Genomic DNA, 26,596 nt, shown 5'->3' on the forward strand with positions numbered 1-26,596 from the left:
TTTCGTCGTATTAATTACCTAATTCTAATTGGTTTTTTACCAAATGGAAGTAACTTCCTTTTTCCGCAACCAATCCGACATGTGATCCTTCTTCGATTACTTCTCCATTTTTCAAAACGATGATTTTATCTGCATTTTTTACCGTACTCAAACGGTGAGCAATAATAATAACCGTCCTATTCTTAAAAAATTCTTGGAGATTGTCGTGAATAATTTTTTCATTTTCAGCGTCTAATGCTGAGGTAGCCTCGTCTAAAATAATGATCTCGGGATCTTTATACATGGCTCTGGCAATGAGTATGCGCTGCACCTGCCCCTTGCTTAAGCCCAAGCCGTTTTCACCGATTTTTGTCAATTCTTTTTGTGGCAATCGATCGATGAATTCTTGACTATTTGAAAGCTGGATGGCTTTTAAAAAACGCTCATCATCATACTCCGATCCTAAGGTTATATTACCGACTACAGAATCGGAAAAAATATATCCTTCCTGAAAAACCACACTGATGAGATCTCTCCATTTTTCAGGTTTGATAGCGTCGATATTTTCACCTTTGTATCTGATTTCTCCGTCTAATAACTGGTAGTACTTAAGCAATAATTTAATGATCGTGGTTTTACCACTACCGCTCGTACCTACAATTGCAGTTACCTTATTCAACGGAAATTCAATATTGAGACTATCGAATAGTGAAGGCGAGTTAGGCCCCAGGTACGAGTAGTTCGCATTGACAAACTGAATGGCATTGGTACTTACAATGTGTTGTTCCTCTTCTCTACTGTTGATATACTTATCAAACATTTGCTCTTCGTCTTTTTTTCTGTACACATCCGACAATCTATCGATGCTAATAGAAGCGTCTTGATACGAGTACAAATAGGCGATAAAGCCTTCGACAGGTAGCGTGAGCTGGCCAATGATAAAAGAAATACTTAACAGCGCTCCGAAAGTTAGCTGCTGATCAATAACCAAATAGGCTATATACCCCATAATCGCAGTATTTTTCAATTGAGAAAGATAGTTAACCCCAATGCTCTGTTTTAACTCGAGCAACATATTAGCCTTGTTTAATCGGAATAAATTTTGCTCGGTTTTTTGCCATTGTTCCGTTTTGTAGTTGGTAGCATTGTTAATTTTTAAATCAGAAATTCCATTGACTATTTCGTAGAGTATGTTTTTGTTTTCCGTTTCAATTTCAAAGCGTTTGTAATCGATGTACTTTCGTTGGTTTTGAAATTTGTACACCCATACTATAGAGATGACAGACACCCCCACAAAAAATGCAAAGACGGGAATCGAGTAACTTAACAACAGTGTAGAATAGATCAAAAAGACAATAATTGATACTAAAAATTGTAGTGAATGGTTCGAAAAGAATTCTTCAATTCTACTGTGATCATCTACCCGAAGCATGATATCTGTTGTCAACTTGCTATCGAAAAATGACAAGGGCATGGTAATCAATTTCTTCAAAAAATCAGAAATCAACTGAATGCTCAACTTCGTATTGACATTTAAAAAGATCCACCCCTGAAAAAATTCGAGTAGGTTGGTACTCGTATAAAGGATAAGCTGGGCTAAGAGCAGGTATACTACAAAGCGAATATTGTTATTGCTAATTCCGTCATCGACCAAGCTTTCATTGATTAGCGGGTAAAAAATACTGATTCCAGCAATGAGTAAGAGCAGCACTAACAACAACAAGAATTTCTTTTTGTACGGCTTTAAATAGGCTGTAAAATAACTGACTTTGTCAAACTCTTCTTCCACTCTAATTTCCTCGGTAGTAAAGGAAGTTCCGGGTTCTAACAAGAGTGCTACTCCTTTTTCGTTAGCATCACGTTTCCAAAATTTGTAAAAATCTTCTCTGCTCAATTTTAGTTTTCCAAAACCGGGATCTGCGATGATAATTTCATCGTTCTTGGTCGTTCCTAAATACACGACGTAGTGGTTGTCTTTCCAGTGTAAGATACAGGGCCTTGGTGCCTCAAAAAGCAATTGATTTACAGAGAGCTTTACCGGAACGGTATCGAGTCCAATAGAATTCGCTGCATTGATTAAATCAGCAAAGTTTACTCCGTTTTTATTGATATAGCACAGTTCGCGTAAACTGTGAATATCGACCTTTTTCCCATAATATTTGGCGATCATTCTCAAACAAGTAGGTCCACAATCTGCGGACTCTAATTGTTTGAAATACGGGAATTTTTTATATGATAATTTTGTAGTTCCCATCGTTAATTTTTTCTAAATCATTCGTAATAACATAGTTGTACCTCAACTCACTGTCTCTCACCTCTTCGATTTGATCGTGGGTTACCTTCCAAAACTCTTGAAATGCTCCAGTAGCAACCACTTCTCGTATGCTTTGTCGGTGAAGATTTCCGAAAACGGCTTTGTTTTTAATACAGTTCTTAAGGTCTCCTTTAGCCGTGATGGCTACTTTTTTATTGTAGTACGGGTTAAACTGTTGTGCCTCGTGGAAATACTCAATGTTATTTACTAAAAACTTGCGATTGACATTGGCTTTGGTAATTTCTTCTAGCGTTTGCTCTATGTAAAAAGTTTGGTGTTCATCTTTTTCTATAAGTCTGTTAAACTTACTATTGTAAAAGATGGCACAATCGATTACTGGATACTGTTTTACCAAATCGAGGATTTGTTTTGACATCGCTTTGGATTCGTAAGGGAGGTATACTCTTGCACTGCGCAATACCGAACTGGTACAATAGTCCAATATGCGTTTGAATGTCGGAATGTCTTCTTCTGTAAGCTTTGTGAATCGGAATTCGATAAATTTGACAAATAGCCTGTCTAACTGCTGCAACACATCGAGAATATCGTACTGCTCAAACCCGTATTCGACCATCGCATTATTTATTACCTCTGGACTGCACCAGCTGTTTTCTATCGGAACAAAATTATCTTTTGACGCTGTAAAAAAAGCAAAGCCTTTTTCTAATAAAAACGCTACATACGAATCAAAAATTTCCGCATCTGCTGAGAACTGTTCTTTCACCTTTTCAAAGGTATCTTTCTGAAGCATTCCTATCACGGCTGCCATTTCATTGGGAATGAACTTAATCTTTCCTTTCTGAAAATCACAAATAATGCTTTTTTCTTTACCCTGTATTACTTTACAGAAACTAAAGAGTACTAAAAAGTTGCTGTTAGATTGAGTCATCATCAATTAAAAAATTTGAAATTGGTTTATGAGCGTTGTATACCATGTAATTATTACTGAAGTGCTTGGTACTTTTGCTGTACAAACTCCCTACGTACAATTCTCCTATACTGTTGGTTACTTCTCCTTCCATTTTTTTATACGTGATAGGAAGGTGGGCTAGTTCTGCTTCTGTAAATACAGATTTTTTCTTTTCTTTATTCATCATATTGTATCAACCATTTAGCGATTTTCTCTTCTAGATTATAGTTACATCTGTAGCCTGGAGCACTAAACTGCCCTACAGGATTGATTTCTAACATTACGTATTCACCACTTTTCGTTTTTATAATATCAAGTGAACCCGTATTGAGATTTATAGACTTCATAAAAGCGTCTAGTTCTCGTTCGTAGGCTTCCGGTAACTGGTAAGGTACCCAGTTGATAGCCTCAGATTCGTAGTTTAGTTTAACGTCTACGACATTGCTTTCTTTTTCGGTAATGATAATGGCAGTAGCATAAAACTTTCCATCCAGGTAAAAAACACGAATTTCAAAATCCGTATCTACGCATTCCTGAAACAGGGTTAAAACAAACTTTTCAGGAAGCTCTTCTATATTCTCTTTGCTTACTTTCTGGGTGTAAATACTATAGGTGTATTCACCGTCAATAAAGTAGGAACTGTGTCGAATAGGTTTGGTAATTAAATCGGCAGCGACCTCATTTTGAAAAGCAAGAACATCTTGTTTGTTATTGGTAATTATACTCTTAGGAGTCTTTACACCTTGCTGTTCTGCCATAAAAGAAACTTCGGGTTTTTCTAACCTAATTCCTTCGTTGTAGGGCATCCATTTTTTATCGGATAAGATTTTCTTTAAAAAGGATACGGTAACATCTACCTCATTTCGCAGTTCAAACAATGCCTGTTCACTGTGTTTCCCTTTGGGCAAATCAATCATGAGATCGGCCTCAAAGCGCCTGTACCAAACTACTTTGATTTCATCGGTGATGTCTTGGCCTTCTACAAAAATTCTACCTCTATTGATATCGATTTTAAAAGCCGTGTCTTTGCGAATCAGGTCCTGAATGGTAATTTTTACAAAATTTGCATCGTGATAGAGCAGCCAATCTATTACGGGATCGGTACCTTGCTCATAATGATCGAATGATAGTACTAAAATCATGTCTTAAATTTTAAAAGTGTCATTTTTAGTGGTATCCGTAGTGTTTGAACTCACTCGATTACTCCCTTTTTGTCCTGATTTTTTTCGCTTGCCTTCCGCCTTTTTAGCTTTGCCTTTTTTCTTCTTATCGGTATGAACTTGTCCTCCTATGACGTAAAAGGTCTCTTCTTTAGATAACTGTTCTAATTCTGTCAATTTAATTTTCATGATCTATTCGTTTTTTTACAAAGCTCTTCCCCCTACTTCCATAGCAATTTGTACTGCTCTCTGTGCTTTGCCTGTCGTTTTTATACCACTTACTATTCGTGATTGAGTACAGCAACAGTACACTTCTGTGCTCCCCCTATTTGCTCCTGTTGAACGGAGCCTTCTTAACTCACCCTTACTCTTGGTGTATCTTGGATGTGAGAATCGTTATTTTTTGTGTCATTGCACCCCAATTGCCCCTTTTTAACCGGTGTATTTGTATCGTGAACCACTGCTACATTTCCAGCGACAATAAAATTTAACTGCTCTTCGTTTAAGGTTTCAAATTTTTCTAAATTCTTTAATTTCATCTTGATTTTTTTTACTGATTAATACCTGTGTTTCTTCCCGTCGAATATGTTAGTTTCGCCTTGATCTCCTGTAAACCATGCATAGGTTTCCCTTATCGAGGTCCTAGGGGACCTCAATACTTGCGGTTTACTAGTATGTTTATCTGATCTTTATTCCTGTGTCGTCGGTAACTCCTTTTCGGTACCTCTAGTGTTTGTGAATACCTAGATCTTTACCATATGAGAAACGAAACCCAGTTGTTGCTGTTCACGGGAAGTGTTTGGAATCGATACGTACATCGAAAATTGCATGCAAAGGCTAAAAAAGTAATGACAGCAAGCGATTACCTTTTATCCCTAACTAAGCCTATTAGCGCAATACGGCCAAAGCTTCTTTATCTCTTTTTTTACTGCATCCTCCAGTATCTTTCTTATAACTATCTCTACTGGTAGAATCTTCCCAACATTCGCTTTCTACGGCTGCAAATGCTCCTCCAACAATGTATTGTAATTCTTGACTGTTCAATGATTCAAAAGAATCTAATTTTGTTAATTTCATAGTGTTTAATTTATTCGTTTATAATGAAGTAATTTGATTATTTAAGTGACATGATTTCTTTGTCCATTCCTCCTCCGTCTTGTCTAAGAGAATCGTTTCTGAGTGTGTCATGGCCACGTGTATGGTTATAGCTAAAACTAGCCCCCCCATTAACGAATACTAAATCTTCTTCGTTAATTTTTTCTATGTGCTTTAATGATGTTAATTTCATAGTCCTAAAATTTTAAATTTCCAGTGGTTGGATTAATTCATGGCATCTGTTTTCGATGAGTCCAACCTGTTGGTACTTGTGTAATCTCTCTTTTTCGATGGTGCATCAAAGCTTCCCCCTGAAACGATGCGAATCGTCTCTTTTGACAATACTTCAAATGACTGTAACGATGGTAACTTCATAACTTATTTTTTTCTGAATGGCGGAATACACCCCCCACCGTCAGAACGATCACTGTCGTTGTGGTTGATATCGTTTTTCTTTGATTCGGTTGTTGCCGTTCCTCCTGAGATAAAATACAACTCTTCGCTGTTAAGAATTATCTCATTTTTTAATGATTTTAATTTCATAATGTATATTTTTGTGATTAATGATTTTATTTCATTTTAAGTGCAAGGGTCAATACTATGGCCAGTACACCCTTCACTTTTTTCTCATCGCTGTACCGTGCGAATTTTAGGCGTCCCATCATCTGATTTAGAATCCTGACTCTTCGATGTTACATCTCCTTTTTTAGTATCCTCAAGGCTTGCCCCTCCCGTAATTAAATGAACGGTTTCCTCGTTGAGTACTTCAAATGTTTGCAGTGACTTTAATTCCATAGTAACTTACTTTTTCTTTAGGTTGCAAAGGAAAATGAAGAGAGCATATGCACATATCCTCTCTGTCATACCGTGTTTAACGAGCGAGTTCTAAACCGAAGTGATCGTTGCTAGCTGAATCTTGCTTTTCAGATTTTACATCCTTCTTTTTAGTGTCTTGTCCAGCTCCTCCTGTGATTACATTTAAGGTTTCGTTGTTGAGTACTTCAAACTCGTTTAATCCTGGTAATTTCATATCTATTGGTTTCATCTTTTATGGTAATTTTTTTGGAGAGCGCCCGAAAGGCGCCCTTTTGCTAAGCAATATTGCTATTATCTCTTTACAGTGTCAAAGTGATCGTTACTCGCTGAATCTTGACTCGTTGAGGTTACATCTTTCTTTTTTGATTCCTCTGCAGAACCTCCTGTGATTACGTTAATAGTTTCGTTATTTAATACTTCTACGTTTTCTAATGATTGTAATTTCATGTCTTTTGTTTTTTAAATTTGTTTGTGAATACACCGAAAGTGTCTCTTCTTCGCTATTTTTTGACTATCGCTTAATTTTGTCAAAGTGATCGTTACTCGCCGAATCTTGGCTTGTTGAGGTAACGTCTTTCTTTTTTGACTCCTGAGCTGATCCTCCTGAGATTACGTTGATAGTTTCGTTATTTAATACTTCTAAGGTTTCTAATGATTGTAATTTCATGTCTTTTGTTTTTTAAATTTTCTTTAGAGCCTCACCGAGGGTGCTGCTACTTTCTTCGCTATTTTATTGACTATCGCTTAATTTTGTCAAAGTGATCGTTACTCGCTGAATCTTGGCTTGTCGAGGTAACGTCTTTCTTTTTTGACTCCTGAGCTGATCCTCCTGAGATTACGTTGATAGTTTCGTTATTTAATACTTCTAAGGTTTCTAATGATTGTAATTTCATGTCTTTTGTTTTTTTAAGTTTTCTTTATAGCCTCACCGAGGGTGCTGCTGCTTTCTTCGCTATTTTTTTGACTATCGCTTGATTTTATCAAAGTGATCGTTACTCGCTGAATCTTGGCTTGTCGAGGTAACGTCTTTTTTCTTTGACTCCTGAGCTGATCCTCCTGAGATTACGTTGATAGTTTCGTTGTTTAATACTTCTAATGTTTCTAATGATTGTAATTTCATTTTAGTTAATTTTAATGATGATAAGTCACTAGTTTTAGGTCATAGACTCCTTAGGGACCGGTGGCTGGAAAGCCTATCTAGAAATGTTTCCTTACTAATGGCCATTTAGTGTAAGTCAACATTTTTAAATCGTATTTAAATAGCGAGGAACCTGGTTGTTGGCAATGGTAATCACCAGGGTAATCACCCCCTAGAACTCCTCATACTTGGCGGAATCCTCAGTTCCTCGATTCATTGGTTTTTCTTTCTGCTCGTTACTAAGAAGTTACTAACTACCCCATGAGTTTTTGATATTACTCCTTAGCTTGCTCTTTTTTACTTACCTCTTCTTTTAGTTCTTCAGAGTAATTTTTACTTGTGTAACTTTTTAAAGTCTGAATTGCAATCGCGCACTTTTGATGGTTGATCTTTTTTCTTCGAATCTCTGCATGTACCTCCGAGAATTACAGGTAGGTCGTCAGTATTCAATTTATTCATTGAAGTTAATTTCATTTTCATAAGTTTTGGTTTTGATAAATGATGGATTGGCATCCTTTCCGAAGGCCTGGTTACAGGAATCCTAAACTTACAAGGGTTTCGGTACCGATAGCATACCGCCGTACGTCTACCCTTGTAAATTAAGTTACTATACCTCAGCTATTACCTTGCTTGAATAGCGTCAAAGTGATCGTTACTCGCAGAGTCTTTACTTGTAGAGGTCACATCTTTTTTCTTAGATTCTTGTGCCGATCCTCCTGCGATTACGTTAATGGTTTCGTTGTTTAATACTTCTACGTTTTCTAATGATTGTAATTTCATTTTAGTTAATTTATGATTTTATAAAGTCATAAGTTTTAAGTCATTGACTTCTTGTGGACTTTGGTGCCCGAAGGCGTATCTATAGGTGTCTCCTTACTAATGGCCATTTACTGTAAGTTGACACGTATACATCCAATTTAATTAGCTCTTCTTCTTTCTTCTTCGTTACTGAATTGCTTTCTCTTACTTCTCAATTTTTTATTTCCAAACCTGTAGGTTGCGGAGAGTACTAGTCGTCTGTTATCATAGTAATTACTGTACTCTTGTCGAATGCCGTTAATGACACTTCGAATGGTGTTTCTATTGGTTTTAAACACATCAGACACTACCAATTTCACCTGTAAATCTTTGTTGAGGAACAATCCTTTTAACCCTAAATCGACAGCGTAACTCTCCGTGATATAATCTACTCCACTCACTCCTGGTGATGAATACCACAGGTTAAATTCTCCCAAAAACGTTTTGTCGGTATTAAACTGAAAGGAATTGTCTATTCCTGTGTAAAAATTAAATCCGGTTTGTGCATTAATGGTATTGGGTAATTGCGAACTAATTTTTGAGTAATTGAGATCGTACTGTATATAACTTTCCATCCAGTTGACAGGTTTTAACGTATACGACTGTGATACTCCGAAGGCGTACTGTTCTAAAAAGTTTCTTCTTACCGTTGCCTGAATAGTTGAATTGGGAGTCGTCAAAGTAATCTGATCTTGCCCATTTTCAGTAATCGAGGCGTATAAGGAGGTGTTTAAATTGTTTTTATAGGTATGTGATACTTCAAAATTATCGGTAAATGAAGGCTGTAAAAATGGATTTCCTTCGGTATAAGAAAACGGATTAGAATACCATCGGAATGGATTTAAATCACCGTAACTCGGCCTGTTAATACGTTTTCCATAGCTCAATGATAACGAGTGGTTGTCATTTGGATTGTGTGTGATATAAGCCGTTGGGAATACCTTGTTGTAGTGATTTTTGTTGATGCGGTTCAAGGTTAACGAATTTCCTTCCGTTTGGGTAAACTCCCAACGAAGCCCCACTTTAAAATCCCATTTATTTATCGACTTACTCGCACTGGCATACACTGCTTGCGTATTTTCACGGTATTCGAAAATATTAGACTGATTGTTATCGATTACAAAAGCATTATTCTTGAAATTAAAAGCTTTTACATCACTGTTACTTTTGATGTGAGAAATCTTAGTACCGAAATCGTAATTCGCAAAACTAGAAGGCCATGCGACATCCAAGCGGGCCGTAAAAGACACTGGATTTTGAAAAGAGGCATTTTTAAAACGGTTTCTAGCAGCTGATACCAAGCTTCCATTTTTATAAGTATCTGTTGTATTATTGCGCTCCTGCTTGTTGTGATACGTGAAATAATCTACATCTATACTAACATTCCTCCCCAGCGTATCTAAATCAGCTTTAAAATGTGCATTCATTGAGTGGTAATAGGTTTTTACAGCGGATGCCGCCGTGGTTGCTAACAATGAATCAACGGCACGACTCGTATTAAAGAGCGTTGTGTTCGTGACTTCATCGTTGTTGGGCCTGCTAGTAGCTCCTAAATATTGAATTCCTATCGTGGTATTCTTACCCAGGTCATAATCTATTCCCGCCCTTCCCGAAAGAAATTTGGTATGGTATTTTATGTCTGTATCCGTATCCCAGGTTTGCTTTGCGTAATAAATTTTGTTGGTTTCATTCACTTCAATAGCTCCTAATCCCGAATTTACATTCGCAAAGAGTGCCAACTTATCTTTTTGATAGGTAATACCACTTCCTAGAAAACCACTGGCATAGGTTGCCTGTCTGTAGGTACTGTGCACATTTCCTCCCAAGTAGTCGCGTTTTACTTTTTTTAGTACAATATTGATAAGCCCACTGTTTCCTTCTGCTTCGTATTTTGCTGGTGGATTAGTAATCACTTCAATCTTAGTAATCTCATCGGAACTTAAGGTTCGTAAATAGCTTGCCAAATCTTCACCCGATAATGGAGAAATACGACCGTTAATCAATACTCTCACGGCACTTTTTCCTATCAAACCAATACTACTGCCATCCACGCGAACTCCTGGTGTTTTTTGCAATACATCCATGGCATCACCTCCGGAAGCAACAATGCTGTTTTCGATTGAAAATACCAGTCGGTCTACCTTTCTTTTTATGGTTGGCTTTTTTGCCGTTACCACCACCGTTTCTAATTCATTACTCGCTTCTTTTAATAGGATAGTCCCTAATTGGAACTCAGCTCCCTCTCGAATGTCTTTCTCCCAATCAACAAAACCGATAAAGCTAATTTTAACCTTAAAGGTAGTTTTGTCTTTTACACGTAACTCAAAGGTTCCTTTTTCATCAGTAACCGTTCCCGTAATTAAAGTACCTTGATGGTCTAGTACCAATACATTCGCAAAAGCGATAGGTTCCTTTTGAACATCCTTAACAGTTCCTTGTAGTAGTTTTTGACTGAAGGTAAATAAGGGTAGTATAAATAGTAAAAATGATACACTTAATTTACTTGACATGTTATTTCGTTTTTTTGATCGATTCAAACCTACCAAATACTTAGAGTCTAGAAAAACAAGGGTGATTTACATTTATAAATAATAGGTTTAAATTTATAAATTCATTATTTCACCACAAACAACAAACAACTCAAAAACAAGCAATTAACCATAAAAACACGTTGTTTTATGTAAATAAAGTTCTCGAGAAAATTGCCAATCATCACTCCCTCGAAAATTGCAAAAAAACGTACTACTAACACTTTTTATAAGACGTAAAAATCCTTCTTTTTTTAGTCCAAAAAGTCACATCATCATTCAAGTCTAAAAAAAACAGTTCAAAAAAGTATTGAAAAAAACAAGGCAAATTCAACTAAAATGATTCAAAAAAGAAGCTACTTATCGCGTTCATTACTGACAAAAAATACTACCACAAAAACCCGTTTTAAATGAAGCAGGCTCAGTACTACGAATACCTAAACTTTATATCATAAGGACAATAAAAAAAAAGGGATACCGAAGGATAATACCAATATACTTGATTCCATAGAACAGGTTAACTAGTTTACCAAATTTGCTGAAAGCAATTGCGATATGGTATTTGAGAAGATCGACAAGTTGAAAAAGGAACGGACAACTGAAAACAAGGAGCTCATTGCAAAATTCATGTACTTTAAAAAAGAAAGTATGAATGTTATTCACTGGACACCTAAGGAGAACAAAAAAAGCAAATTTTAGATAAAGGAATTCTAATTTCAGACTCTTAGATTTCTTGCTCAATTCTTACGCCTTTCAAAACTTAAACCGTTGGCGTGACTTAATTTTAGAGGATAACGAATATGTAAGAATCATATTTGATTAACCTATTGGAATGAAGTAACGAAATAAACTGCGGTAACTTAAAAACTATCAGAAGTAAAAGCGCACATGGCTATGCGTCAAATAAGGATAAAAAAATAAGAGAGATAATTATAAAAACTATCTCTCTTTCTGTACCAAAGGTGGGACTCGAACCCACACGTCCTTGCGAACATTGGATTTTGAATCCAACGTGTCTACCAATTCCACCACTTTGGCTTGTTATTGGGTGTGCAAATCTAATAAAATTTTTATGTTTAAAACACAAAAATCTTTTAATTCTCTAAAAAATAGTTTCTATTTTTGCCAACAACAACAACACGAACTAAATACACCTTGGTAAATGCTTACAAATAAATTAAGCCCAAAGATTTTTGCTTGTTCTCAAAGTACAGAATTAGCAGAAGAAATCGCTAAAACATTCGGTACAAAACTCGGTAAAGTAAAGATTTCACGCTTTAGTGATGGAGAATTCCAACCTGCATTTGAAGAATCTGTTCGCGGAAGACGCGTTTTTATCATCGGATCTACTTTTCCGAATGCAGACAACCTCATGGAAATGTTATTAATGTTGGACGCTGCCAAAAGAGCTTCAGCAAGACACATTACTGCTGTGATGCCTTATTTTGGTTGGGCACGTCAGGATCGAAAAGACAAACCAAGAGTTGCCATTGGAGCTAAATTAGTAGCAAAACTCTTAGAGGAGGCAGGTGCTACGAGAATCATGACCATGGATTTACACGCAGATCAAATTCAAGGGTTCTTTGAAAAGCCAGTAGACCACCTCTACGCTTCTTCTATTTTCTTACCGTATATCGAAAGTTTAAAATTGACCAACTTGACCATGGCATCTCCAGATATGGGAGGTTCAAAAAGAGCGTATGCCTATTCAAAGTTTTTAAGCAGTGATGTCGTTATCTGTTACAAACAGCGTAAAAAAGCCAATGTCATTTCTCATATGGAACTCATCGGTGACGTAAAAGACAAAAATGTCATTTTAGTTGACGATATGATTGATACCGGTGGAACCTTAACAAAAGCTGCCGATCTTATGATGGAGCGCGGAGCCTTGAGTGTACGTGCTATATGTACGCATCCTATTTTATCAGGGGAAGCTTACGAACGCATCCAAAACTCGCAATTGACAGAGCTAATTGTTTCAGATACAATTCCTTTAAAAAAGAACGTATCTAAAATAAAAGTTGTATCTTGCGCCACTTTATTCGCAGATGTGATGCATAAAGTCCAAGACAACACATCCATCAGCGATGAATTTTTAATGTAAATTTTAAACAAAACACAAGTAATGAAGTCTATTACAATCAATGGATCTAAAAGAGAAAGCGTAGGTAAAGTAGCAACTAAGGCCTTACGTAATGCTGGAAAGGTTCCTTGCGTATTATACGGAGGAGATCAACCTATACACTTTTCAGCGGAAGCTAAAGCGTTTAAACCGTTAGTATACACTCCAAACGTATATACAGCAACGATTGAACTTGAAGGAACAACTTACAACGCTGTTTTACAAGACATTCAATTTCACCCAGTTTCTGATGAAATCTTACACATCGATTTCTACCAGTTATTCGAAGACAAAGCGGTAACTATGGAAATTCCTGTACGTTTAGTAGGAAGTTCTAAAGGGGTTATGATTGGTGGTGCTTTACGTCACAACTTACGTAAATTAAAAGTGAAAGCTTTACCAGCAAACTTACCTGATTTTATCGAAGCTGATATCACTGAATTAGAAATCGGTAACAAGTTATACGTTACTGAATTAAAAAGTGAAAACTACACGTTCTTACACCCAGATAACACTGTGGTAGCTCAAGTACGTATGTCTCGTAACGCGGCTAAAGCTGCTGCTGAAGCAGAAAGTTAATAAACTAACTCATTAAGAGTATTTTAAAAGCGTTACTTTGGTAACGCTTTTTTTATGATATTATGTCATTTTTCAAATTTATTCAGCAATTTTTTGGTAGGAATACCAGTACTAAAACTCCACATTCCATGAAAAAATTTCTCATCGTCGGTTTGGGTAATATCGGTGAAAAATACGACAATACACGTCACAATATCGGTTTTAAAATCGTTGATGCCTTTGTCAAAGAACACAGCGCCTCTTTTGAGTCTGAGAAACTGGGAGAACTCGCGCAACTGCGCGTTAAGGGAAAAACGGTTTTTGTACTCAAACCAAGTACCTATATGAACCTCAGCGGTAAAGCCGTTTTGTATTGGATGAAGAAAGAAAATATCGCCTTAGAAAACGTGTTGATTATCACCGATGATATTCACATCGACTTCGGAACCATTCGCTTTAAGTCGAAAGGAAGCCCCGGCGGACACAACGGCCTTAAAGACATTCAAGAAAAGTGCAATTCTGGAAGCTATCCTCGCTTCCGATTTGGTGTTGGAGCAGCCTATCCAAAAGGAAGGCAGGTAGACTTTGTTTTAGGCCAATGGAGTGCCGAGGAAGAAAGTGCCTTAATCGAGCGCATTCCGCAAAGCGTCAATGCTGTCAATTCGTTTATCAATGCAGGAATGGCCAATACCATGAATGCTTTCAATAATAAGTAACATCAAAAAGAGCAATGAAATCAATCACTGCTCTTTTTTATTGGGTTTTAAGAATTGTCACTTGCGTACCATTCCGCATAACTCGTATCTGTCTCTTGCAGTTTTAACGAGTGTAGTTGGATCGTCTCAGGTAAATGCTGACGGATTTTAGCTGCGAAATCAATGATCATCATCTCACTTGTAGGCTGATAATCGACCAAGATCACATGGTGACCTCGAACTTGTAATTCCTTAGCTAATTCAATATGCGGTGTGTTTTTATTAAACACTGTAGCATGGTCAAATACATCGACGATTTCTTCTTTAACGATCTTTTTTAAATCGCCAAAATCAATCACCATTCCGTACTTTACATTTGAGGTATCGCTAATAGGCGTACCGACAACAGTTACAGAAAGCTTATAACTATGCCCGTGTACATTTTTACACTTTCCGTCATAGCCATAAAGCGCATGTCCCGTTTCAAAACTAAATTGCTTAGTAATTCTAATTGTACTCATCGGCGTCTATTTCTAAATTTGTTGTAAAAATACACAACCACGAGAAGAACCGCCAAACCGAGGAATAAAAAATCTCCCATATTTTCTGAATAATTTATCCGCCGAAAATACAAATTAGATTTTACTTCCCCCCTTAAAAGCCCTTTAGAATTGAATCCCGACTTCAAACTCCCAACGAATTCCCCCTCGGGTAACCTCCGAATTCATCAGGTATTGTGAACTGTGTACCCCCAATACAAGTCCCCAATCTTCAGAGGCCACCCAGCGTACTCCCTGTTGGAGTCCCAAACCAATCAAAAATTTGGAACGCCGCACGCCTGAATATTCCCGGACTCGTTCATATCCGAGGGGAACCTTAGCGCCCATCCCAATAAATAGTGTTGGATGTGCCACCCAATACCCAGAAAACCCAATATCAAAAACCCAGCGATCTTGATCAGAAAACCCTCTTTTTTTTAAGGTTTCGGGTCGCATTCGATACCTACTAAAGGCAAATACAGTAGGAACCACCCAAGTTTCCTTCACATTCTTAAAGTGCTCATAGCGTATTTGATATCCTTCATAAGCTACACTGACCATTTTTCGAAAAGTCAATAATTCAAGAGCTTTGGTTTCTTGGGTCCCCTGCTCCTGAGCCATTACTCTCCCCACTTGAAACAGTACTAACCACCACAGTATTCTCATTGGACCGCCCTTTTGTAATGAACATTTACCTCTTCTAAGCCGGCAACTTCCCAATGGACCACGAGCGTAGTCGCTGTCAAATGAACAATCGATCCCTCTAAATGCACCTTACCGTTAACGAGCATTCGAAGCACCGATGTTTGTTCGTTAAACTTCCAATGCCCAACCTCTTTTTCTCCTTCCGAAACACTACAAAAAGTACCCTGCGTAAAAAAGGTGATAAAATCTTTTTGCGCTGCTGTTTCTGGTGGATACACTTTTCCTTGAACCTCGTATCCTTTTAAAATCCAAGTGCCCTTCATTTGTTTGGTATCGATTTTAACAATACCACTTAACACTACCCAAATCAGTGCTAAGCTCCCTTTTAAAATTCCAGTCATTTTTTCTTTTTTGCCAAAAGTACCCAGCGAAGCGCGCTTAGCGTTTGTCAATTTCGGACAGTTTACAAGCGTATATACTGTCGCTTTTGGACAAATGAGTACCGGTATTAGTCCGTACCTTTGTAAAAACACTTCCATGAAAAACGAGACACAACTAGCTCGCTATCAAAAGCTCGTACAGTTTTTGGAAACGCGATTTAAATCGCCGGTAAGTACGGATGATATTGAAGATATTGCGCATTACTCTTATCGCAATATCAATCGTATTTTTTTAGCACTGCAACACGAAACCATCGGACAATTTATCAAGAGAAAGCGCTTGGAAAAAGCAGCGGAATACCTGAAGTACTCGGAGCACGAAATTTCAGATATAGCCCTAGAAATTGGATACAGTGATGTAGCAGCCTTCAGTAAAGCTTTTAAAAAACACTTTCGAAGCTCTCCATCGAATTTCCGCAGAAGTGCTGCCCTACAACTCAATATTACCAAAGAACTCTTGCACATACCCGTAGCCCCCACCGAGCCACAACTCAATTTCGAAGTCGAAACCCTACCGGAATTTACAATACTCTACCTTCCCTATCAGGGTTCGTACGAAAACATCGCCGCTATCGAAAAAACCTGGAATCAGTTATTGACCTTTGCCCATCGACAACAATTGCTAGATGAGAATTCCATTCCCGTCGCAGAAATACTAGACGATGACGAAATTTCAGACGCCATACATTGTCGCTATCACGCTGGTTTGATCATTGACCCCGCACAAGCAGTAACTACCAAAGGACATTTTGCCCTCAAGGTTCACCGCCCCCAGAAATACGCCAAGTTCGTTCACAAAGGAAGCCATGAAAGCTGTTACGAAACCTACGAACGCATCTATGCCTGTTGGCTTACCGAGGTTGCTTTAGAATTTGCCGATGCACCCATCTTAGAATTTTATTTGAACGACGAAGAAGATACTCCTCAAGAAGAACTATTAACGGAGATTTACATCCCCGTGGAGTAAATGTCCTAATCGGACAAACAAAAACAACGACCTCGACCGTAGTTTTGAAAAAAAATACAACCTCATGAAAAACTACACCTTCGATAGGCATTGGTACCTCGGATTCTTAGGAATTATTGGTATTTACAAACTTCCGGAAATACTTTGCTTTTTTACCTGTGGAGCTTCCTTTTGGGTATTGCTCAATGTACTCTGGTTTTTATGGTTCTCCTATTTTATTCCAACAGCCAAGTAATATGGACCTAACACAACTCAGCTATCTGTTAGAAGAAGCTCCAATCATCAGTTATATCGGATACTTCTTTATCATCAATATGGGATTGATATGCATCGAAATTATCGGAGATCTGCTCCAGGGAAAAACGCGCAGATGGAAGGACACCGGAGCTAATATTGCCATCTTTTTTATGAACCAATTACTGGAAAAAACCATCGTGGGTACCCTGGGTTTACTCGGATTAACTGCGGTGCAATACCTTCAGTTCTTTACGATAGAAATGACCATTGGGTCATGGGTGTTGGCAGTGATTGCCGCTGATTTTACCTATTACTGGATGCATCGCTTAGAACACGAGCACCGAATTTTATGGGCCAGTCACAGCGTTCATCACTCATCTGAAGACTATAACTTAACCATAGCCATGCGTCTCAGCATCGTTGAGGGGCTATTTGAGTGGCTTTTTCTGATTCCGATGGTACTGATAGGGTTCAGTCCGTTTCAAACGCTTGTAGCGCTTGTTTTGGTTGCCCAATATCAAACGTGGATACATACAGAGCGCATAGGCAAACTCGGTTGGCTCGACGAAGTATTCAATACCCCTTCTACCCACAGAGTCCACCACGGTTCCAATAGAAAATACCTCGACAAAAATTACGGAGGGATTCTGATCCTGTGGGACAAACTCTTTGGTACTTTCCAACGAGAAGAAGAAAGCGTTCGCTACGGTTTAACAAAGAACATCCATACCAACAATCCAATGACGATCAATTTTATAGAATACTACAATATTTACAAGGAGGTACTCCAATGTAAAAATTGGAAACACAGATTAAAAATCATCTTTGGAAACCTGGTATGGAAGCCCGAATATTTTAAAAAAAAGAAAGCTCTTTAGCTCTTGAATTTTGCTAAGGCACTTTTGGTAAAGTCAGAAAGTACTAGTTTTCCCGATGTTTCAGCACGTTCTAGTAGGAGTTGTTCCCAATGTTCTGTCCCCATCCAAAGTGCCTTTTTCATTTCTGTTAACGCTTCTGGGTTGTACGAGGCCAGTTTTTCGGTAAAGAATTCCAATTCTTTGTCTAGCTCGGAGCTCGTTTCAAAAACGCGAGCGTACAGTCCTTTGTCCTTAGCCCAATAGGCATTTTTCCAACTGCTAGCATCCAAGGTAAGTTCTGCCAATCCGCTAACTCCAACTTTGCGCTTTACTGCAGGCGCAATAACAAAAGGACCTATTCCGATGGTAAACTCAGATAATTTGATTGCAGCGTGCTCTGTAGCCAATACGTAATCACAGGCAGCTGCCAAACCTACACCACCGCCAACAGTTTTACCTTGAACGCGACCCACAATTAATTTTGAACAGCTGCGCATGGCATTGATCACCTTTGCGAAGCCAGAGAAAAAGATCTTTCCTTGCTCCAAATTTTCTACTGCCATTAACTCGTCAAAAGAAGCTCCTGCACAAAAGGCTCGATCTCCTTCTGATTTCAGAACAATAACAGCCACCTCATCGTTGACCGATAAAGTATCAAACTCAGCCGCTAAACGGTTTAACAATTCACTGGGAAAAGAATTACTCGCAGGATGTCCGAACTCAACTGTTGCTATTTTTCCTTCAATTTTTGTGTATAAACTACCATTAGGTCTTGTCGTTGTCATGTGTGTTTGTTTCTATGATTCCTCAAAAATAAGGAATTTTCAACGACTCTTTTACCCTTATGACGCTTCGGCTAGTTTTGAAAATTTACGTCTGAAAAGGACAATCAACGGGAAGCTTCTCGCTATAATCCACGCAAAAAAGGCCATCCAAATAGCGTACAATTGATATCCTAAATAATCAAAGACTAACAGTACAGGAATAAATACCAATCCGGTCGCTAGCAATAGTAAATTTCTGAGGTATTGGGTTTCTCCTAATCCCTTGAACATTCCGTCGTAGATAAAAGCGATGGCACAAATCGGCTGCATGAGTAATATCAACCAAAACGTACTGTCAAATTGTTGGAGTACTGAGGTCTCTTGGGTAAAAATACGTCCGATGTATCCGTATAAAAGCCCCCCAATTGCCGTCAGCACCAATCCGAATACAAAGCCGTATTTCATTAATTGTCTTCCTAGCATTAACAAGGTATCAAAGGCTTTGGCCCCTTTTAGCTTTCCAGCTAAAATATTTCCAGCACTGGAGTAACCATCAATCATAAAAGCTCCCATCAACCACAGGTTTAAACCAATGGTATAGGCTGCAATATGAGCTTTCCCGTAAGCTGTGGCATAAGACGTAGCAAAATACAATGCGACATTGAGGGCAATGGTTCTGATAAAAAGATTCCCTATCATGGTCACAAAGCGAGGAATTTCTTTGTTAAACGGTAAGTGAAATCGCAGTCGAATACTCGTTTTTTTTACGAGTAAAACCGCTGACATTAGCGCCATTACGGCCTGTGCTATCACACTGGCATAAGCTGCTCCTTCGATATTCATGGGTTGAAGTACTCCTTCAATTCCATAAACCAATATCCAATCCAAAACGATGTTTACCACTGTTCCCACCAAGGCAATAACCATAGGATAAACGGTGTTTTGCAAGCCTCTAAATACTCCAAATACGGCAATGACAAACAAGGTAAAAGGAAATCCAAAAACGCGAATTTTGTAATACGACTCCGCCAAATCTAAAATGTCTCCTGTTGCATTGTAAAACTGAAAAATTTGCCGTGCCAATGGCAAACTCAGCCCCAAAATAAGCAAACTCACGCCCACAACCAGCACGACGGCCTGAGCAGGAAGGTCTTTGATTTCATCCAGGCGATTGGCTCCTAAATACTGAGATACGATCGATGATATGGCACTTCTGCTTTGTCCAAAAACCCAAATAAGCATCGATAAAAACGCGCCTACAATACCTATGGCTGCAATACTTTCCGTGGCTTGTACCGGAATATTACCTACAATGGCTAAATCCGTTGTCGATAACAAAGGTTCTGCCACTCCAGCAATCAGTGCCGGTATAGCAAGTTTATTGATGCGCTTAAAACTTATATCGTGTTCCCCCATCGTTATGTTTTATCAATTAACCCGAAGTCATCGGTAGCAGCGCTGCTATTTTTTGCTGAGCATGCGTTTGATTTCATTTAACTTCATCAAGGCTTCTATCGGAGTTAAGGTATCGATATCCGTAGTCAATATCTCCTCGCGTAAATCTTCTAATAGCGGATCGTCTAATTGGAAAAAACTCAATTGCATTTCCTCATTAGATACCGCTTGAAGAGTATCCTTAACTTCTTTATGTGCGTGATTTTCTTCTAACTGTTTTAGAATCTTATTCGCTCTTTTAATAACAACTGGAGGCATCCCCGCCAACTTTGCAACGTGAATACCAAAACTGTGATTACTACCTCCTGCTACTAACTTTCTCAAGAAAATAATACTGTCTTCTAGTTCTTTTACCGATACGTTGAAATTTTTAATACGCTCAAAGGTGGTCGTCATTTCATTCAATTCGTGGTAATGGGTAGCAAATAAGGTTTTTGCCTTGGAAGGGTGCTCGTGTAGGTATTCTGTAATGGCCCAAGCGATAGAAATTCCATCATAGGTAGACGTTCCTCTTCCTATTTCATCGAGCAGCACTAAACTGCGTTCAGAAATATTATTTAAAATCGAAGCGGTTTCATTCATTTCTACCATGAAGGTCGATTCTCCCATAGAAATATTATCACTAGCACCAACGCGCGTAAATATTTTATCGACCAACCCAATTCGGGCCTTTTCAGCAGGGACATAACTCCCCATCTGAGCTAGCAATACGATCAGGGCTGTTTGGCGTAAAATAGCCGACTTACCAGACATGTTCGGTCCGGTAATCATGATGATTTGTTGCTCCTTTCTATTGAGCACAACATCGTTGGCGATGTATTCATCCCCTATAGGTAATTGCTGTTCTATTACAGGATGGCGTCCTTTGATTATTTCGATATCTGTACTCTTATCAACTTCTGGACGGATGTATTCTCTTTCAATTGCCAACGCAGCAAAAGACAACAAGCAATCTATTTGTGCCAGCAACTGTGCATTTTCTTGTACGGGTTGCACAAAACTGATTAAATACGAAATCAACTCGGCAAAAAGGTTTGTTTCAAGGCTTTGAATTTTTTCTTCCGCACCTAAAATCTTCGCTTCGTACTCTTTGAGTTCTTCGGTAATATAACGCTCTGCATTGACTAAGGTTTGTTTGCGAATCCACTTTTCAGGTACTTTGTCTTTATGCGTATTTCTCACTTCGATATAGTAACCAAAGACGTTGTTATACGCTATTTTTAAACTCGGAATTCCCGTTCGTTCACTTTCGCGCTCCAACATGGCATCTAGGTATTCCTTACCGGAATTTGCGATGCTGCGCAATTCGTCTAATTCCACTGAAACTCCCGCGGCAATTGCATTCCCTTTATTAATATTTACCGGAGCGTCTTCCAACAAGCTCTCCGTAATTTTTGCAATCAGAGCAGTACAGTCATTCAACTGTTTCCCTATCAGTTTAACGGAAGCATTTTTACTGTGTTCTGCAGCTTCCTTAATAGGCAATATCGCTTTCAATGAATTTTTTAACAGCACGGTTTCTCGAGGAGAAATTTTACCTGTGGCTGCTTTCGAAATCAAGCGTTCAATATCTGAAATCTGTTTCAATTGGTACTGTACGGTATCGTAGAACTCCTCACTTTCTACAAAGTAGGCCACCATTTCATGACGCTTCTTAATCGCGTCCAATTCTTTTAATGGCAAGGCCAACCAACGCTTTAATAAACGTCCTCCCATCGGTGAAATGGTCTTGTCAATGATGTTCAATAAGGATACGGAATTCAATGAATTTCCTCCGTACAATTCTAAATTCTTGATGGTAAATCGATCCATCCAAACATAGCGGTCTTCAGCAATTCTGCTTATTGACTGGATGTGTTCAATTTTATTGTGCTGCGTTTCTGAAAGGTAGTACATGGCAGCACCTCCTGCCACGATGCCCTCTTCGAGTTCCTCAACACCAAATCCTTTTAAGTTCGCTACCTTAAAATGGTTGCTAATCGTTTCGTAACCATAATCTTTTTGAAACACCCAATCTTCCAAATAAAAACTGTGGTAGCGATTGGTAAAGAGTTCTAAAAATCGCTGCTTAAATTGCTTTTGTACCAGTACTTCACTGGGTTCAAAATTTTGCAGTAACTTATCTACGTACTCCTCATTTCCTTGCGCCACCAAGAATTCTCCGGTAGATACATCCAAAAATGACACTCCTAATAGCTTTTTTCCAAAGTGTACAGCCGCCAAGAAATTGTTGGACTTCGACTGTAAAATATCGTCATTTAAGGCGACTCCAGGAGTTACCAATTCGGTGACTCCACGCTTGACGATTTTTTTGGTCATTTTCGGATCTTCTAACTGATCGCAAATGGCCACGCGCAAGCCCGACTTCACTAATTTTGGCAAATAAGTATTCAGCGAGTGATGTGGAAATCCTGCCAAAGCAGTTTCACTCTCGGAACCTGCACCTCTTTTTGTTAAGATAATACCTAATACCTCGGAAGCTTTGATTGCGTCTTCTCCAAAGGTTTCGTAAAAATCTCCCACCCTAAACAGCAACATAGCATCTGGATATTTTGCTTTAATTCCATTGTATTGTTGCATTAATGGGGTTACCTTTTTTGCCTTTGTTTTTGCCAAGTTTATGGATTTTTTCGATTAGTTTTGCGAAGATAGAAAAAAGTGACATAGTAAGGCTGTTCAAGAAAGCTAGTTTTCATTAAAATGCAGCTTTTTAACGCTAAATGATTTGGTATATGAGAAAATTGAAAAACAACGAACTAGGACGTATCAGCGTCGAAGAATTTAAGCAATCTAGTAAAACACCGATCACGGTGATTTTAGACAATATTAGAAGTTTAAATAACGTGGGGTCGGTGTTTAGAACTTCTGATGCTTTTCTCATCGATAAAATCTATCTCTGCGGGATTACAGCGACGCCTCCCAACAAAGAAATTCACAAAACGGCCCTCGGCGCTACCGAGTCTGTTAACTGGGAATACGCTGAAGATACGGTAAGCCTAGTCAAAGAATTGCAGGCAAAAGGCATTCGCGTGCTCAGCATAGAACAAGCAGAAAACAGTACTATGCTTAATGCGTTTCAACCAGAACCCAACCAACACTACGCAGTAGTTTTTGGAAACGAAGTAAAAGGCGTTCAGCAAGAAGTCGTATCACTTTCTGACAATTGCATAGAAATTCCGCAGCACGGTACCAAACACTCGTTAAATATTTCTGTGAGCTGTGGCGTTGTTTTATGGGATTTATTTACGAAGGTATCCTAGGAAGTTTCTGTACTTTCTTCTCGTTCGTGCTCTTCGATATCTTTGGTTAAATCGAGATTTCTCAGCGTCGGATTTTTTAAGGCCGTAAGTCCTACGGTCAATAAGGTCATACACCCACCAAACACGACCGCTGTCACTGTTCCCATTAACTTTGCTGTCAATCCACTCTCAAAAGCACCGAGTTCATTTGACGATCCTACAAACATCGAATTTACAGAAGCCACTCTCCCCCTCATGTGGTCGGGAGTCTTCAACTGCAATATCGTTTGACGAATTACCATCGATACGCCATCGGTAACACCGCTCAAGAACAGCGCAACAATAGACAGGTAAAAGGACGTGGAAACTCCAAATAGAATAATACTCAGTCCAAAACCGAAAATCGCCATTAACAGCTTTTTCCCGGCATCTTTACTCAACGGAATATGTGCGGATACAAACATCGTAATAAAAGCTCCTACGGCGGGCGCAGCTCTCAATATCCCAAAGCCCGAAGGCCCGACGTGTAAAATATCTCTAGCAAATACGGGTAAGAGTGCTATGGCTCCACCAAACAACACCGAAATCATATCTAAAGTAATGGCACCGAGAATCACCTTGGTCTTAAAAACAAACGTCACCCCTTCCTTGAGACTGTCCCAAAAAGGTTCTCCTTTTTTGTGATTCATTATCGGTTTCTTTTTGATAAAAAACACGAACAAAAAAGACAACGCTACCAATCCAAATACGATGTTTAATGAAGGTGCAACTCCGAACAACGCGATGGTTAATCCGGCAAATGCAGGCCCTAATACTGTGGCTACTTGCCAGGTAGTACTGCTCCAGGTAGCGGCATTGGGATACAACTTTTTAGGTACGATTAATGCAATTAAAGAAAAGATGGTTGGACCGAAAAAGGAGCGCAATAATCCACCGAAAAAAACAAAAGCATACACACAATACAATACGGTGTCCTGAGTCCAAGCTCCGATGAATTTCGGAGTTAAGCTCGCCGTATTTCCTAAAACATCACTGGTAATCGTACCAAAAAAATCAGGACAGGAATACATGGCGTATACAAAAGCATCCTTGTTCCAGCTTCCCATAAACTCGGGACTGGTAAAGAAAAACAATCCAAAACTTATCATGGAAAACAATGCGATAATGAGCGCAAACAAATTTCTTTTTTCTCGTTGGTCTACAATATGACCCGCAAAAGGAGCCATTAAAAAAGCGGGTAAAAATTCACACGCTCCAATAATACCTAAGCTCAATTTACTGTTGGTCAACGCGTAAATTTCCCATTCAATAATGACAAACTGCATGGACCATGCAAAGACCAATAAAAAGCGAATTAATAGAAATATATTAAACTCTTTGATTCGCAAAGACGCGTACGCATCGTTCTTTTCCATAGGTTTCTAATTCAATTTTAAATCCATTAAAATGGCAAAAGTTTCATTGACATCCTGCTCTTTTACAACTATTGTCATTTCATGTGTTGTGGAAATGACTTCTTGAACAGCGATATTTGCCCAGGCAAACTGCTTGAGTATAAAATAATACACCCCTGATTGTTCTAGGTTTTCCTTGGGTAATTTGATGGTAATCGACGCCAAGTCATTGACGTTATTGATCAGTATCTCACTTTTAAAAATTTCCTCTACAAAAGGCTGTAAGTTTTTACTCGTTACAATATTCGTTTCGAAAATTCCCTGTGATACCGTTAAAAAGTAATCGTTACTATCCGCTGATTTACTCAAGATCTTCGCAATTTCCTTTAGTAAAGAAGAGGTATTTTTAAACGTAAAATCACAGAGATCTGAACGTACAATTACATCTCCTAAATCCAAGGCTAATTTCTTGATATTCTTCCGAATTCTGAGCTCATTTACTGGTGACAACCTGTTAATTGCCATCATCACTGCTCCTACTTTTACCTCTTTTTTTAGTAACTTAGAAACCTCTGGTAAAATTTCCCGCGCTAATGAGGATACATTGATGAGTTTTTCATTCAATGCCTCTTCGATAAAGGGAGTTTTCCTAATCGTAATCTCTACAGCTTCTTGGATAGTTTTCATTTATTGTTAAATTTTAAACTAAAAGTATAAAAAAAATATCAATTGTTAAAAAAACATTAATTTTAATTCTTTTGATATTAGGGAGCGAAAAAATTTGTTAATCAGAATTTTAGCCTAAATTTGTCGTTAGTATTTAATACAAAACCTACACAACACACACGAGATTAGAAGCGATTGATGAGGACTTCTTTATGCTAAAGAAGGATTATTTGTATAGATGCAAACAACTAATCTAATCTATTTGTTAACTTTTTAAACTCATCTTTCGCTTCTTTCTTATCGTACAAGACGTTGTAGACAGCGTCGATGATAGGTGTTTTTGCTCCGTTCTCTGATTTGATAGCATAGGCACTTTTTGTAGCGTAATACCCTTCAGCAACCATACTCATTTCAAACATAGCAGATTTCACAGTATATCCTTTACCGATCATGTTTCCGAACATTCTGTTTCTACTAAACACGGAGTAACCAGTAACCAATAAATCGCCTAAATACGCTGAGTTATTGATGTTTCGTTTCATTTTATGCACTTTTTTAATAAAGCGCTTCATTTCGCGAATCGCATTACTCATCAATACGGATTGGAAGTTATCACCATAGCCTAAACCATGAGCAATACCCGCCGCAATAGCGTAAATATTTTTGAGCATTGCTGCGTATTCCGTTCCGATAATATCATCGGAAATTTTGGTACGTATATACCTTCCGGCTATGCTTTTGCTCAACTCTTTTGCTTTCTTTTCGTCCTGACATGCCAAAGTTAGGTATGACAAGCGTTCCATAGCCACCTCTTCAGCATGACAAGGTCCTGTAATAACTCCTATATTTTCAAAGGCCACATCGTGGTGTTTGTGGAAGTGTTCTCCTACGATCAACCCAGATTCTGGGATAATTCCTTTGATGGCCGAAAACACAATTTTATCGTGTAGTGGAATGGTGAGTTTTTCCAATTCTACACTTAAAAATGCAGAGGGAATAGCAAAAATTAATACATCGTACTTCTCGACGATGGCATTGATATCATCCGACAAGTCTAATTGTTCTGGATGCAATTCTGCCGAACTCAAATAACTCGGATTGTGTTTGTTTCTTTTGATGTGTTCAATGGCATACACACTGCGCATATACCAACCGATGGTATCTAAATTTTCAGATAACATTTTTACAATAGCGGTTGCCCAACTGCCCCCTCCAATAACGGCTATATTTCGAATATCTTTCATTTAGTAATTCAAATTATGAACTGCGAAATTAATAAA

At 38.4% G+C, this 26,596-nt stretch carries 35 protein-coding genes and 1 tRNA gene; 7 read left to right on the forward strand and 29 right to left on the reverse strand.

The features are described 5' to 3' along the window. Positions 1 to 10: 10 nt before the first annotated feature. The 20 genes from ACKTS5_RS19945 to ACKTS5_RS20040 form a co-directional block, all read right to left on the reverse strand. Positions 11 to 2,233, reverse strand: a complete 2,223-nt coding sequence (locus tag ACKTS5_RS19945; RefSeq protein WP_408045650.1) for a peptidase domain-containing ABC transporter — start codon at positions 2,231 to 2,233, stop codon at positions 11 to 13. Then, on the reverse strand, positions 2,208 to 3,185 hold the full coding sequence (locus tag ACKTS5_RS19950; RefSeq protein WP_408045651.1) for an SPASM domain-containing protein: 978 nt from the start codon (positions 3,183 to 3,185) through the stop codon (positions 2,208 to 2,210). The genes ACKTS5_RS19945 and ACKTS5_RS19950 overlap by 26 nt, the downstream gene beginning before the upstream one ends. After that, positions 3,169 to 3,390, reverse strand: a complete 222-nt coding sequence (locus ACKTS5_RS19955; RefSeq protein WP_408045652.1) for a hypothetical protein — start codon at positions 3,388 to 3,390, stop codon at positions 3,169 to 3,171. The genes ACKTS5_RS19950 and ACKTS5_RS19955 overlap by 17 nt, the downstream gene beginning before the upstream one ends. Continuing rightward, positions 3,380 to 4,345: an ATP-grasp domain-containing protein gene (locus tag ACKTS5_RS19960; protein WP_408045653.1), complete on the reverse strand. Its 966-nt coding sequence runs from the start codon at positions 4,343 to 4,345 to the stop codon at positions 3,380 to 3,382. The genes ACKTS5_RS19955 and ACKTS5_RS19960 overlap by 11 nt, the downstream gene beginning before the upstream one ends. A gap of 3 nt (positions 4,346 to 4,348) precedes the next feature. Further along, positions 4,349 to 4,552 (reverse strand): hypothetical protein, encoded by a 204-nt coding sequence (locus ACKTS5_RS19965; protein WP_408045654.1) that lies wholly within the window; start codon positions 4,550 to 4,552, stop codon positions 4,349 to 4,351. A 164-nt stretch (positions 4,553 to 4,716) separates the two neighbouring features. Beyond that, on the reverse strand, positions 4,717 to 4,902 hold the full coding sequence (locus ACKTS5_RS19970; RefSeq protein WP_408045655.1) for a hypothetical protein: 186 nt from the start codon (positions 4,900 to 4,902) through the stop codon (positions 4,717 to 4,719). A 349-nt stretch (positions 4,903 to 5,251) separates the two neighbouring features. Next, on the reverse strand, positions 5,252 to 5,440 hold the full coding sequence (locus tag ACKTS5_RS19975) for a hypothetical protein (protein ID WP_408045656.1): 189 nt from the start codon (positions 5,438 to 5,440) through the stop codon (positions 5,252 to 5,254). A gap of 37 nt (positions 5,441 to 5,477) precedes the next feature. Beyond that, on the reverse strand, positions 5,478 to 5,651 hold the full coding sequence (locus tag ACKTS5_RS19980) for a hypothetical protein (RefSeq protein WP_408045657.1): 174 nt from the start codon (positions 5,649 to 5,651) through the stop codon (positions 5,478 to 5,480). 32 nt (positions 5,652 to 5,683) lie between these two features. Then, a complete protein-coding gene (locus tag ACKTS5_RS19985; protein ID WP_408045658.1) occupies positions 5,684 to 5,833 on the reverse strand; it encodes a hypothetical protein in 150 nt (49 codons plus the stop codon). Positions 5,834 to 5,836: 3 nt separating this feature from the next. Then, positions 5,837 to 6,001: a hypothetical protein gene (locus ACKTS5_RS19990; RefSeq protein WP_408045659.1), complete on the reverse strand. Its 165-nt coding sequence runs from the start codon at positions 5,999 to 6,001 to the stop codon at positions 5,837 to 5,839. An 84-nt stretch (positions 6,002 to 6,085) separates the two neighbouring features. Further along, positions 6,086 to 6,253: a hypothetical protein gene (locus tag ACKTS5_RS19995; RefSeq protein ID WP_408045660.1), complete on the reverse strand. Its 168-nt coding sequence runs from the start codon at positions 6,251 to 6,253 to the stop codon at positions 6,086 to 6,088. A gap of 76 nt (positions 6,254 to 6,329) precedes the next feature. Further along, positions 6,330 to 6,503: a ComC/BlpC family leader-containing pheromone/bacteriocin gene (locus ACKTS5_RS20000; RefSeq protein WP_408045661.1), complete on the reverse strand. Its 174-nt coding sequence runs from the start codon at positions 6,501 to 6,503 to the stop codon at positions 6,330 to 6,332. 62 nt (positions 6,504 to 6,565) lie between these two features. Continuing rightward, entirely contained in the window at positions 6,566 to 6,721 is a 156-nt protein-coding gene (locus tag ACKTS5_RS20005) for a hypothetical protein (RefSeq protein ID WP_408045662.1), read from the reverse strand. 64 nt (positions 6,722 to 6,785) lie between these two features. After that, entirely contained in the window at positions 6,786 to 6,941 is a 156-nt protein-coding gene (locus tag ACKTS5_RS20010; protein WP_408045663.1) for a hypothetical protein, read from the reverse strand. A gap of 70 nt (positions 6,942 to 7,011) precedes the next feature. Next, entirely contained in the window at positions 7,012 to 7,167 is a 156-nt protein-coding gene (locus ACKTS5_RS20015) for a hypothetical protein (RefSeq protein ID WP_408045663.1), read from the reverse strand. Positions 7,168 to 7,238: 71 nt separating this feature from the next. Further along, a complete protein-coding gene (locus ACKTS5_RS20020) occupies positions 7,239 to 7,394 on the reverse strand; it encodes a hypothetical protein (RefSeq protein WP_408045663.1) in 156 nt (51 codons plus the stop codon). Positions 7,395 to 7,745: 351 nt separating this feature from the next. Then, a complete protein-coding gene (locus ACKTS5_RS20025; protein WP_408045664.1) occupies positions 7,746 to 7,892 on the reverse strand; it encodes a hypothetical protein in 147 nt (48 codons plus the stop codon). A 141-nt stretch (positions 7,893 to 8,033) separates the two neighbouring features. Then, on the reverse strand, positions 8,034 to 8,192 hold the full coding sequence (locus ACKTS5_RS20030; protein WP_408045665.1) for a hypothetical protein: 159 nt from the start codon (positions 8,190 to 8,192) through the stop codon (positions 8,034 to 8,036). A 137-nt stretch (positions 8,193 to 8,329) separates the two neighbouring features. Beyond that, positions 8,330 to 10,720 (reverse strand): TonB-dependent receptor domain-containing protein, encoded by a 2,391-nt coding sequence (locus tag ACKTS5_RS20035; protein WP_408045666.1) that lies wholly within the window; start codon positions 10,718 to 10,720, stop codon positions 8,330 to 8,332. 972 nt (positions 10,721 to 11,692) lie between these two features. Continuing rightward, positions 11,693 to 11,776, reverse strand: a tRNA-Leu gene (locus ACKTS5_RS20040). A 124-nt stretch (positions 11,777 to 11,900) separates the two neighbouring features. On the opposite strand from ACKTS5_RS20040, the gene ACKTS5_RS20045 reads away from it, so the two are divergent. The 3 genes from ACKTS5_RS20045 to pth all read left to right on the forward strand — a co-directional run bounded on the left by ACKTS5_RS20045 (position 11,901) and on the right by pth (position 14,134). After that, a complete protein-coding gene (locus ACKTS5_RS20045) occupies positions 11,901 to 12,842 on the forward strand; it encodes a ribose-phosphate pyrophosphokinase (protein ID WP_408045667.1) in 942 nt (313 codons plus the stop codon). 21 nt (positions 12,843 to 12,863) lie between these two features. Next, entirely contained in the window at positions 12,864 to 13,439 is a 576-nt protein-coding gene (locus tag ACKTS5_RS20050; protein WP_408045668.1) for a 50S ribosomal protein L25/general stress protein Ctc, read from the forward strand. A gap of 128 nt (positions 13,440 to 13,567) precedes the next feature. Continuing rightward, positions 13,568 to 14,134 (forward strand): aminoacyl-tRNA hydrolase, encoded by a 567-nt coding sequence (pth, locus tag ACKTS5_RS20055; RefSeq protein WP_408045669.1) that lies wholly within the window; start codon positions 13,568 to 13,570, stop codon positions 14,132 to 14,134. A 47-nt stretch (positions 14,135 to 14,181) separates the two neighbouring features. Here pth and ACKTS5_RS20060 read toward each other — a convergent pair whose 3' ends face one another. The 3 genes from ACKTS5_RS20060 to ACKTS5_RS20070 form a co-directional block, all read right to left on the reverse strand. Then, complete coding sequence (locus ACKTS5_RS20060) at positions 14,182 to 14,634, reverse strand: 6-pyruvoyl trahydropterin synthase family protein (protein ID WP_408045670.1); 453 nt, start codon at positions 14,632 to 14,634, stop codon at positions 14,182 to 14,184. 144 nt (positions 14,635 to 14,778) lie between these two features. After that, positions 14,779 to 15,318 (reverse strand): hypothetical protein, encoded by a 540-nt coding sequence (locus ACKTS5_RS20065; protein ID WP_408045671.1) that lies wholly within the window; start codon positions 15,316 to 15,318, stop codon positions 14,779 to 14,781. Further along, positions 15,315 to 15,698: a lipocalin family protein gene (locus ACKTS5_RS20070; protein ID WP_408045672.1), complete on the reverse strand. Its 384-nt coding sequence runs from the start codon at positions 15,696 to 15,698 to the stop codon at positions 15,315 to 15,317. Before ACKTS5_RS20070 ends, ACKTS5_RS20065 begins: the two co-directional genes overlap by 4 nt. A 136-nt stretch (positions 15,699 to 15,834) precedes the next feature. Here ACKTS5_RS20070 and ACKTS5_RS20075 point away from each other — a divergent pair, with 136 nt between their 5' ends. From ACKTS5_RS20075 to ACKTS5_RS20085, 3 genes are all read left to right on the forward strand, one after another. Further along, positions 15,835 to 16,704 (forward strand): AraC family transcriptional regulator, encoded by an 870-nt coding sequence (locus ACKTS5_RS20075; RefSeq protein WP_408045673.1) that lies wholly within the window; start codon positions 15,835 to 15,837, stop codon positions 16,702 to 16,704. Positions 16,705 to 16,768: 64 nt separating this feature from the next. Next, positions 16,769 to 16,939, forward strand: coding sequence for a hypothetical protein (locus tag ACKTS5_RS20080; protein ID WP_408045674.1), 171 nt, complete (start codon positions 16,769 to 16,771; stop codon positions 16,937 to 16,939). Between the two features lies 1 nt (position 16,940). Beyond that, positions 16,941 to 17,819 (forward strand): sterol desaturase family protein, encoded by an 879-nt coding sequence (locus tag ACKTS5_RS20085; RefSeq protein WP_408045675.1) that lies wholly within the window; start codon positions 16,941 to 16,943, stop codon positions 17,817 to 17,819. On the opposite strand, the gene ACKTS5_RS20090 is transcribed toward ACKTS5_RS20085, so the two are convergent. From ACKTS5_RS20090 to mutS, 3 genes are read right to left on the reverse strand one after another with little or no spacing between them, the layout of a single operon-like run. Continuing rightward, positions 17,816 to 18,583 (reverse strand): enoyl-CoA hydratase/isomerase family protein, encoded by a 768-nt coding sequence (locus ACKTS5_RS20090; protein WP_408045676.1) that lies wholly within the window; start codon positions 18,581 to 18,583, stop codon positions 17,816 to 17,818. The two genes, ACKTS5_RS20085 and ACKTS5_RS20090, sit on opposite strands and share 4 nt — an antisense overlap. Before the next feature lie 57 nt (positions 18,584 to 18,640). Further along, entirely contained in the window at positions 18,641 to 19,978 is a 1,338-nt protein-coding gene (locus ACKTS5_RS20095; RefSeq protein WP_408045677.1) for an MATE family efflux transporter, read from the reverse strand. A gap of 45 nt (positions 19,979 to 20,023) precedes the next feature. After that, the gene (gene mutS / locus ACKTS5_RS20100; protein WP_408045678.1) at positions 20,024 to 22,633 is read right to left on the reverse strand and encodes a DNA mismatch repair protein MutS; all 2,610 of its coding nucleotides are present in this window, start codon (positions 22,631 to 22,633) and stop codon (positions 20,024 to 20,026) included. Between the two features lie 116 nt (positions 22,634 to 22,749). On the opposite strand from mutS, the gene ACKTS5_RS20105 reads away from it, so the two are divergent. Next, positions 22,750 to 23,277 (forward strand): RNA methyltransferase, encoded by a 528-nt coding sequence (locus ACKTS5_RS20105; protein WP_408045679.1) that lies wholly within the window; start codon positions 22,750 to 22,752, stop codon positions 23,275 to 23,277. Here the strand turns inward: ACKTS5_RS20105 and ACKTS5_RS20110 are convergent. The 3 genes from ACKTS5_RS20110 to ACKTS5_RS20120 all read right to left on the reverse strand — a co-directional run bounded on the left by ACKTS5_RS20110 (position 23,274) and on the right by ACKTS5_RS20120 (position 26,560). Further along, complete coding sequence (locus ACKTS5_RS20110; protein ID WP_408045680.1) at positions 23,274 to 24,671, reverse strand: MFS transporter; 1,398 nt, start codon at positions 24,669 to 24,671, stop codon at positions 23,274 to 23,276. The genes ACKTS5_RS20105 and ACKTS5_RS20110 overlap by 4 nt on opposite strands. 6 nt (positions 24,672 to 24,677) lie before the next feature. Continuing rightward, on the reverse strand, positions 24,678 to 25,337 hold the full coding sequence (locus ACKTS5_RS20115; protein WP_408045681.1) for a hypothetical protein: 660 nt from the start codon (positions 25,335 to 25,337) through the stop codon (positions 24,678 to 24,680). A 227-nt stretch (positions 25,338 to 25,564) separates the two neighbouring features. Continuing rightward, a complete protein-coding gene (locus ACKTS5_RS20120; protein ID WP_408045682.1) occupies positions 25,565 to 26,560 on the reverse strand; it encodes an NAD(P)H-dependent glycerol-3-phosphate dehydrogenase in 996 nt (331 codons plus the stop codon). Positions 26,561 to 26,596: the final 36 nt, after the last annotated feature.

It is taken from the genome of Tenacibaculum litopenaei (genome assembly GCF_964514025.1).
GTDB lineage: Bacteria > Bacteroidota > Bacteroidia > Flavobacteriales > Flavobacteriaceae > Polaribacter > Polaribacter litopenaei.

Excerpts from the sequence above, each read along its gene's own strand:
- ACKTS5_RS19975 (WP_408045656.1), bottom strand. The coding sequence starts at position 5,440 with ATGAAATTAACAAAATTAGATTCTTTTGAATCATTGAACAGTCAAGAA.
- ACKTS5_RS20115 (WP_408045681.1), bottom strand. The coding sequence starts at position 25,337 with ATGAAAACTATCCAAGAAGCTGTAGAGATTACGATTAGGAAAACTCCC.
- ACKTS5_RS20090 (WP_408045676.1), bottom strand. The coding sequence starts at position 18,583 with ATGACAACGACAAGACCTAATGGTAGTTTATACACAAAAATTGAAGGA.
- ACKTS5_RS20015 (WP_408045663.1), bottom strand. The coding sequence starts at position 7,167 with ATGAAATTACAATCATTAGAAACCTTAGAAGTATTAAATAACGAAACT.
- ACKTS5_RS20025 (WP_408045664.1), bottom strand. The coding sequence starts at position 7,892 with ATGAAAATGAAATTAACTTCAATGAATAAATTGAATACTGACGACCTA.
- pth (WP_408045669.1), top strand. The coding sequence starts at position 13,568 with ATGAAAAAATTTCTCATCGTCGGTTTGGGTAATATCGGTGAAAAATAC.
- ACKTS5_RS20005 (WP_408045662.1), bottom strand. The coding sequence starts at position 6,721 with ATGAAATTACAATCATTAGAAAACGTAGAAGTATTAAATAACGAAACT.
- ACKTS5_RS19965 (WP_408045654.1), bottom strand. The coding sequence starts at position 4,552 with ATGAAAATTAAATTGACAGAATTAGAACAGTTATCTAAAGAAGAGACC.
- ACKTS5_RS20095 (WP_408045677.1), bottom strand. The coding sequence starts at position 19,978 with ATGGGGGAACACGATATAAGTTTTAAGCGCATCAATAAACTTGCTATA.
- ACKTS5_RS19995 (WP_408045660.1), bottom strand. The coding sequence starts at position 6,253 with ATGGAATTAAAGTCACTGCAAACATTTGAAGTACTCAACGAGGAAACC.
- ACKTS5_RS20105 (WP_408045679.1), top strand. The coding sequence starts at position 22,750 with ATGAGAAAATTGAAAAACAACGAACTAGGACGTATCAGCGTCGAAGAA.
- ACKTS5_RS20110 (WP_408045680.1), bottom strand. The coding sequence starts at position 24,671 with ATGGAAAAGAACGATGCGTACGCGTCTTTGCGAATCAAAGAGTTTAAT.
- ACKTS5_RS19955 (WP_408045652.1), bottom strand. The coding sequence starts at position 3,390 with ATGATGAATAAAGAAAAGAAAAAATCTGTATTTACAGAAGCAGAACTA.
- ACKTS5_RS19985 (WP_408045658.1), bottom strand. The coding sequence starts at position 5,833 with ATGAAGTTACCATCGTTACAGTCATTTGAAGTATTGTCAAAAGAGACG.
- ACKTS5_RS20120 (WP_408045682.1), bottom strand. The coding sequence starts at position 26,560 with ATGAAAGATATTCGAAATATAGCCGTTATTGGAGGGGGCAGTTGGGCA.
- ACKTS5_RS20045 (WP_408045667.1), top strand. The coding sequence starts at position 11,901 with ATGCTTACAAATAAATTAAGCCCAAAGATTTTTGCTTGTTCTCAAAGT.
- ACKTS5_RS20075 (WP_408045673.1), top strand. The coding sequence starts at position 15,835 with ATGAAAAACGAGACACAACTAGCTCGCTATCAAAAGCTCGTACAGTTT.
- ACKTS5_RS20050 (WP_408045668.1), top strand. The coding sequence starts at position 12,864 with ATGAAGTCTATTACAATCAATGGATCTAAAAGAGAAAGCGTAGGTAAA.
- ACKTS5_RS20060 (WP_408045670.1), bottom strand. The coding sequence starts at position 14,634 with ATGAGTACAATTAGAATTACTAAGCAATTTAGTTTTGAAACGGGACAT.
- ACKTS5_RS20065 (WP_408045671.1), bottom strand. The coding sequence starts at position 15,318 with ATGAGAATACTGTGGTGGTTAGTACTGTTTCAAGTGGGGAGAGTAATG.
- ACKTS5_RS20070 (WP_408045672.1), bottom strand. The coding sequence starts at position 15,698 with ATGACTGGAATTTTAAAAGGGAGCTTAGCACTGATTTGGGTAGTGTTA.
- ACKTS5_RS19945 (WP_408045650.1), bottom strand. The coding sequence starts at position 2,233 with ATGGGAACTACAAAATTATCATATAAAAAATTCCCGTATTTCAAACAA.
- ACKTS5_RS20030 (WP_408045665.1), bottom strand. The coding sequence starts at position 8,192 with ATGAAATTACAATCATTAGAAAACGTAGAAGTATTAAACAACGAAACC.
- ACKTS5_RS20085 (WP_408045675.1), top strand. The coding sequence starts at position 16,941 with ATGGACCTAACACAACTCAGCTATCTGTTAGAAGAAGCTCCAATCATC.
- ACKTS5_RS20080 (WP_408045674.1), top strand. The coding sequence starts at position 16,769 with ATGAAAAACTACACCTTCGATAGGCATTGGTACCTCGGATTCTTAGGA.
- ACKTS5_RS19980 (WP_408045657.1), bottom strand. The coding sequence starts at position 5,651 with ATGAAATTAACATCATTAAAGCACATAGAAAAAATTAACGAAGAAGAT.
- ACKTS5_RS19950 (WP_408045651.1), bottom strand. The coding sequence starts at position 3,185 with ATGATGACTCAATCTAACAGCAACTTTTTAGTACTCTTTAGTTTCTGT.
- ACKTS5_RS19960 (WP_408045653.1), bottom strand. The coding sequence starts at position 4,345 with ATGATTTTAGTACTATCATTCGATCATTATGAGCAAGGTACCGATCCC.
- ACKTS5_RS20010 (WP_408045663.1), bottom strand. The coding sequence starts at position 6,941 with ATGAAATTACAATCATTAGAAACCTTAGAAGTATTAAATAACGAAACT.
- ACKTS5_RS20020 (WP_408045663.1), bottom strand. The coding sequence starts at position 7,394 with ATGAAATTACAATCATTAGAAACATTAGAAGTATTAAACAACGAAACT.
- ACKTS5_RS20035 (WP_408045666.1), bottom strand. The coding sequence starts at position 10,720 with ATGTCAAGTAAATTAAGTGTATCATTTTTACTATTTATACTACCCTTA.
- ACKTS5_RS19990 (WP_408045659.1), bottom strand. The coding sequence starts at position 6,001 with ATGAAATTAAAATCATTAAAAAATGAGATAATTCTTAACAGCGAAGAG.
- ACKTS5_RS20000 (WP_408045661.1), bottom strand. The coding sequence starts at position 6,503 with ATGAAACCAATAGATATGAAATTACCAGGATTAAACGAGTTTGAAGTA.
- ACKTS5_RS19970 (WP_408045655.1), bottom strand. The coding sequence starts at position 4,902 with ATGAAATTAAAGAATTTAGAAAAATTTGAAACCTTAAACGAAGAGCAG.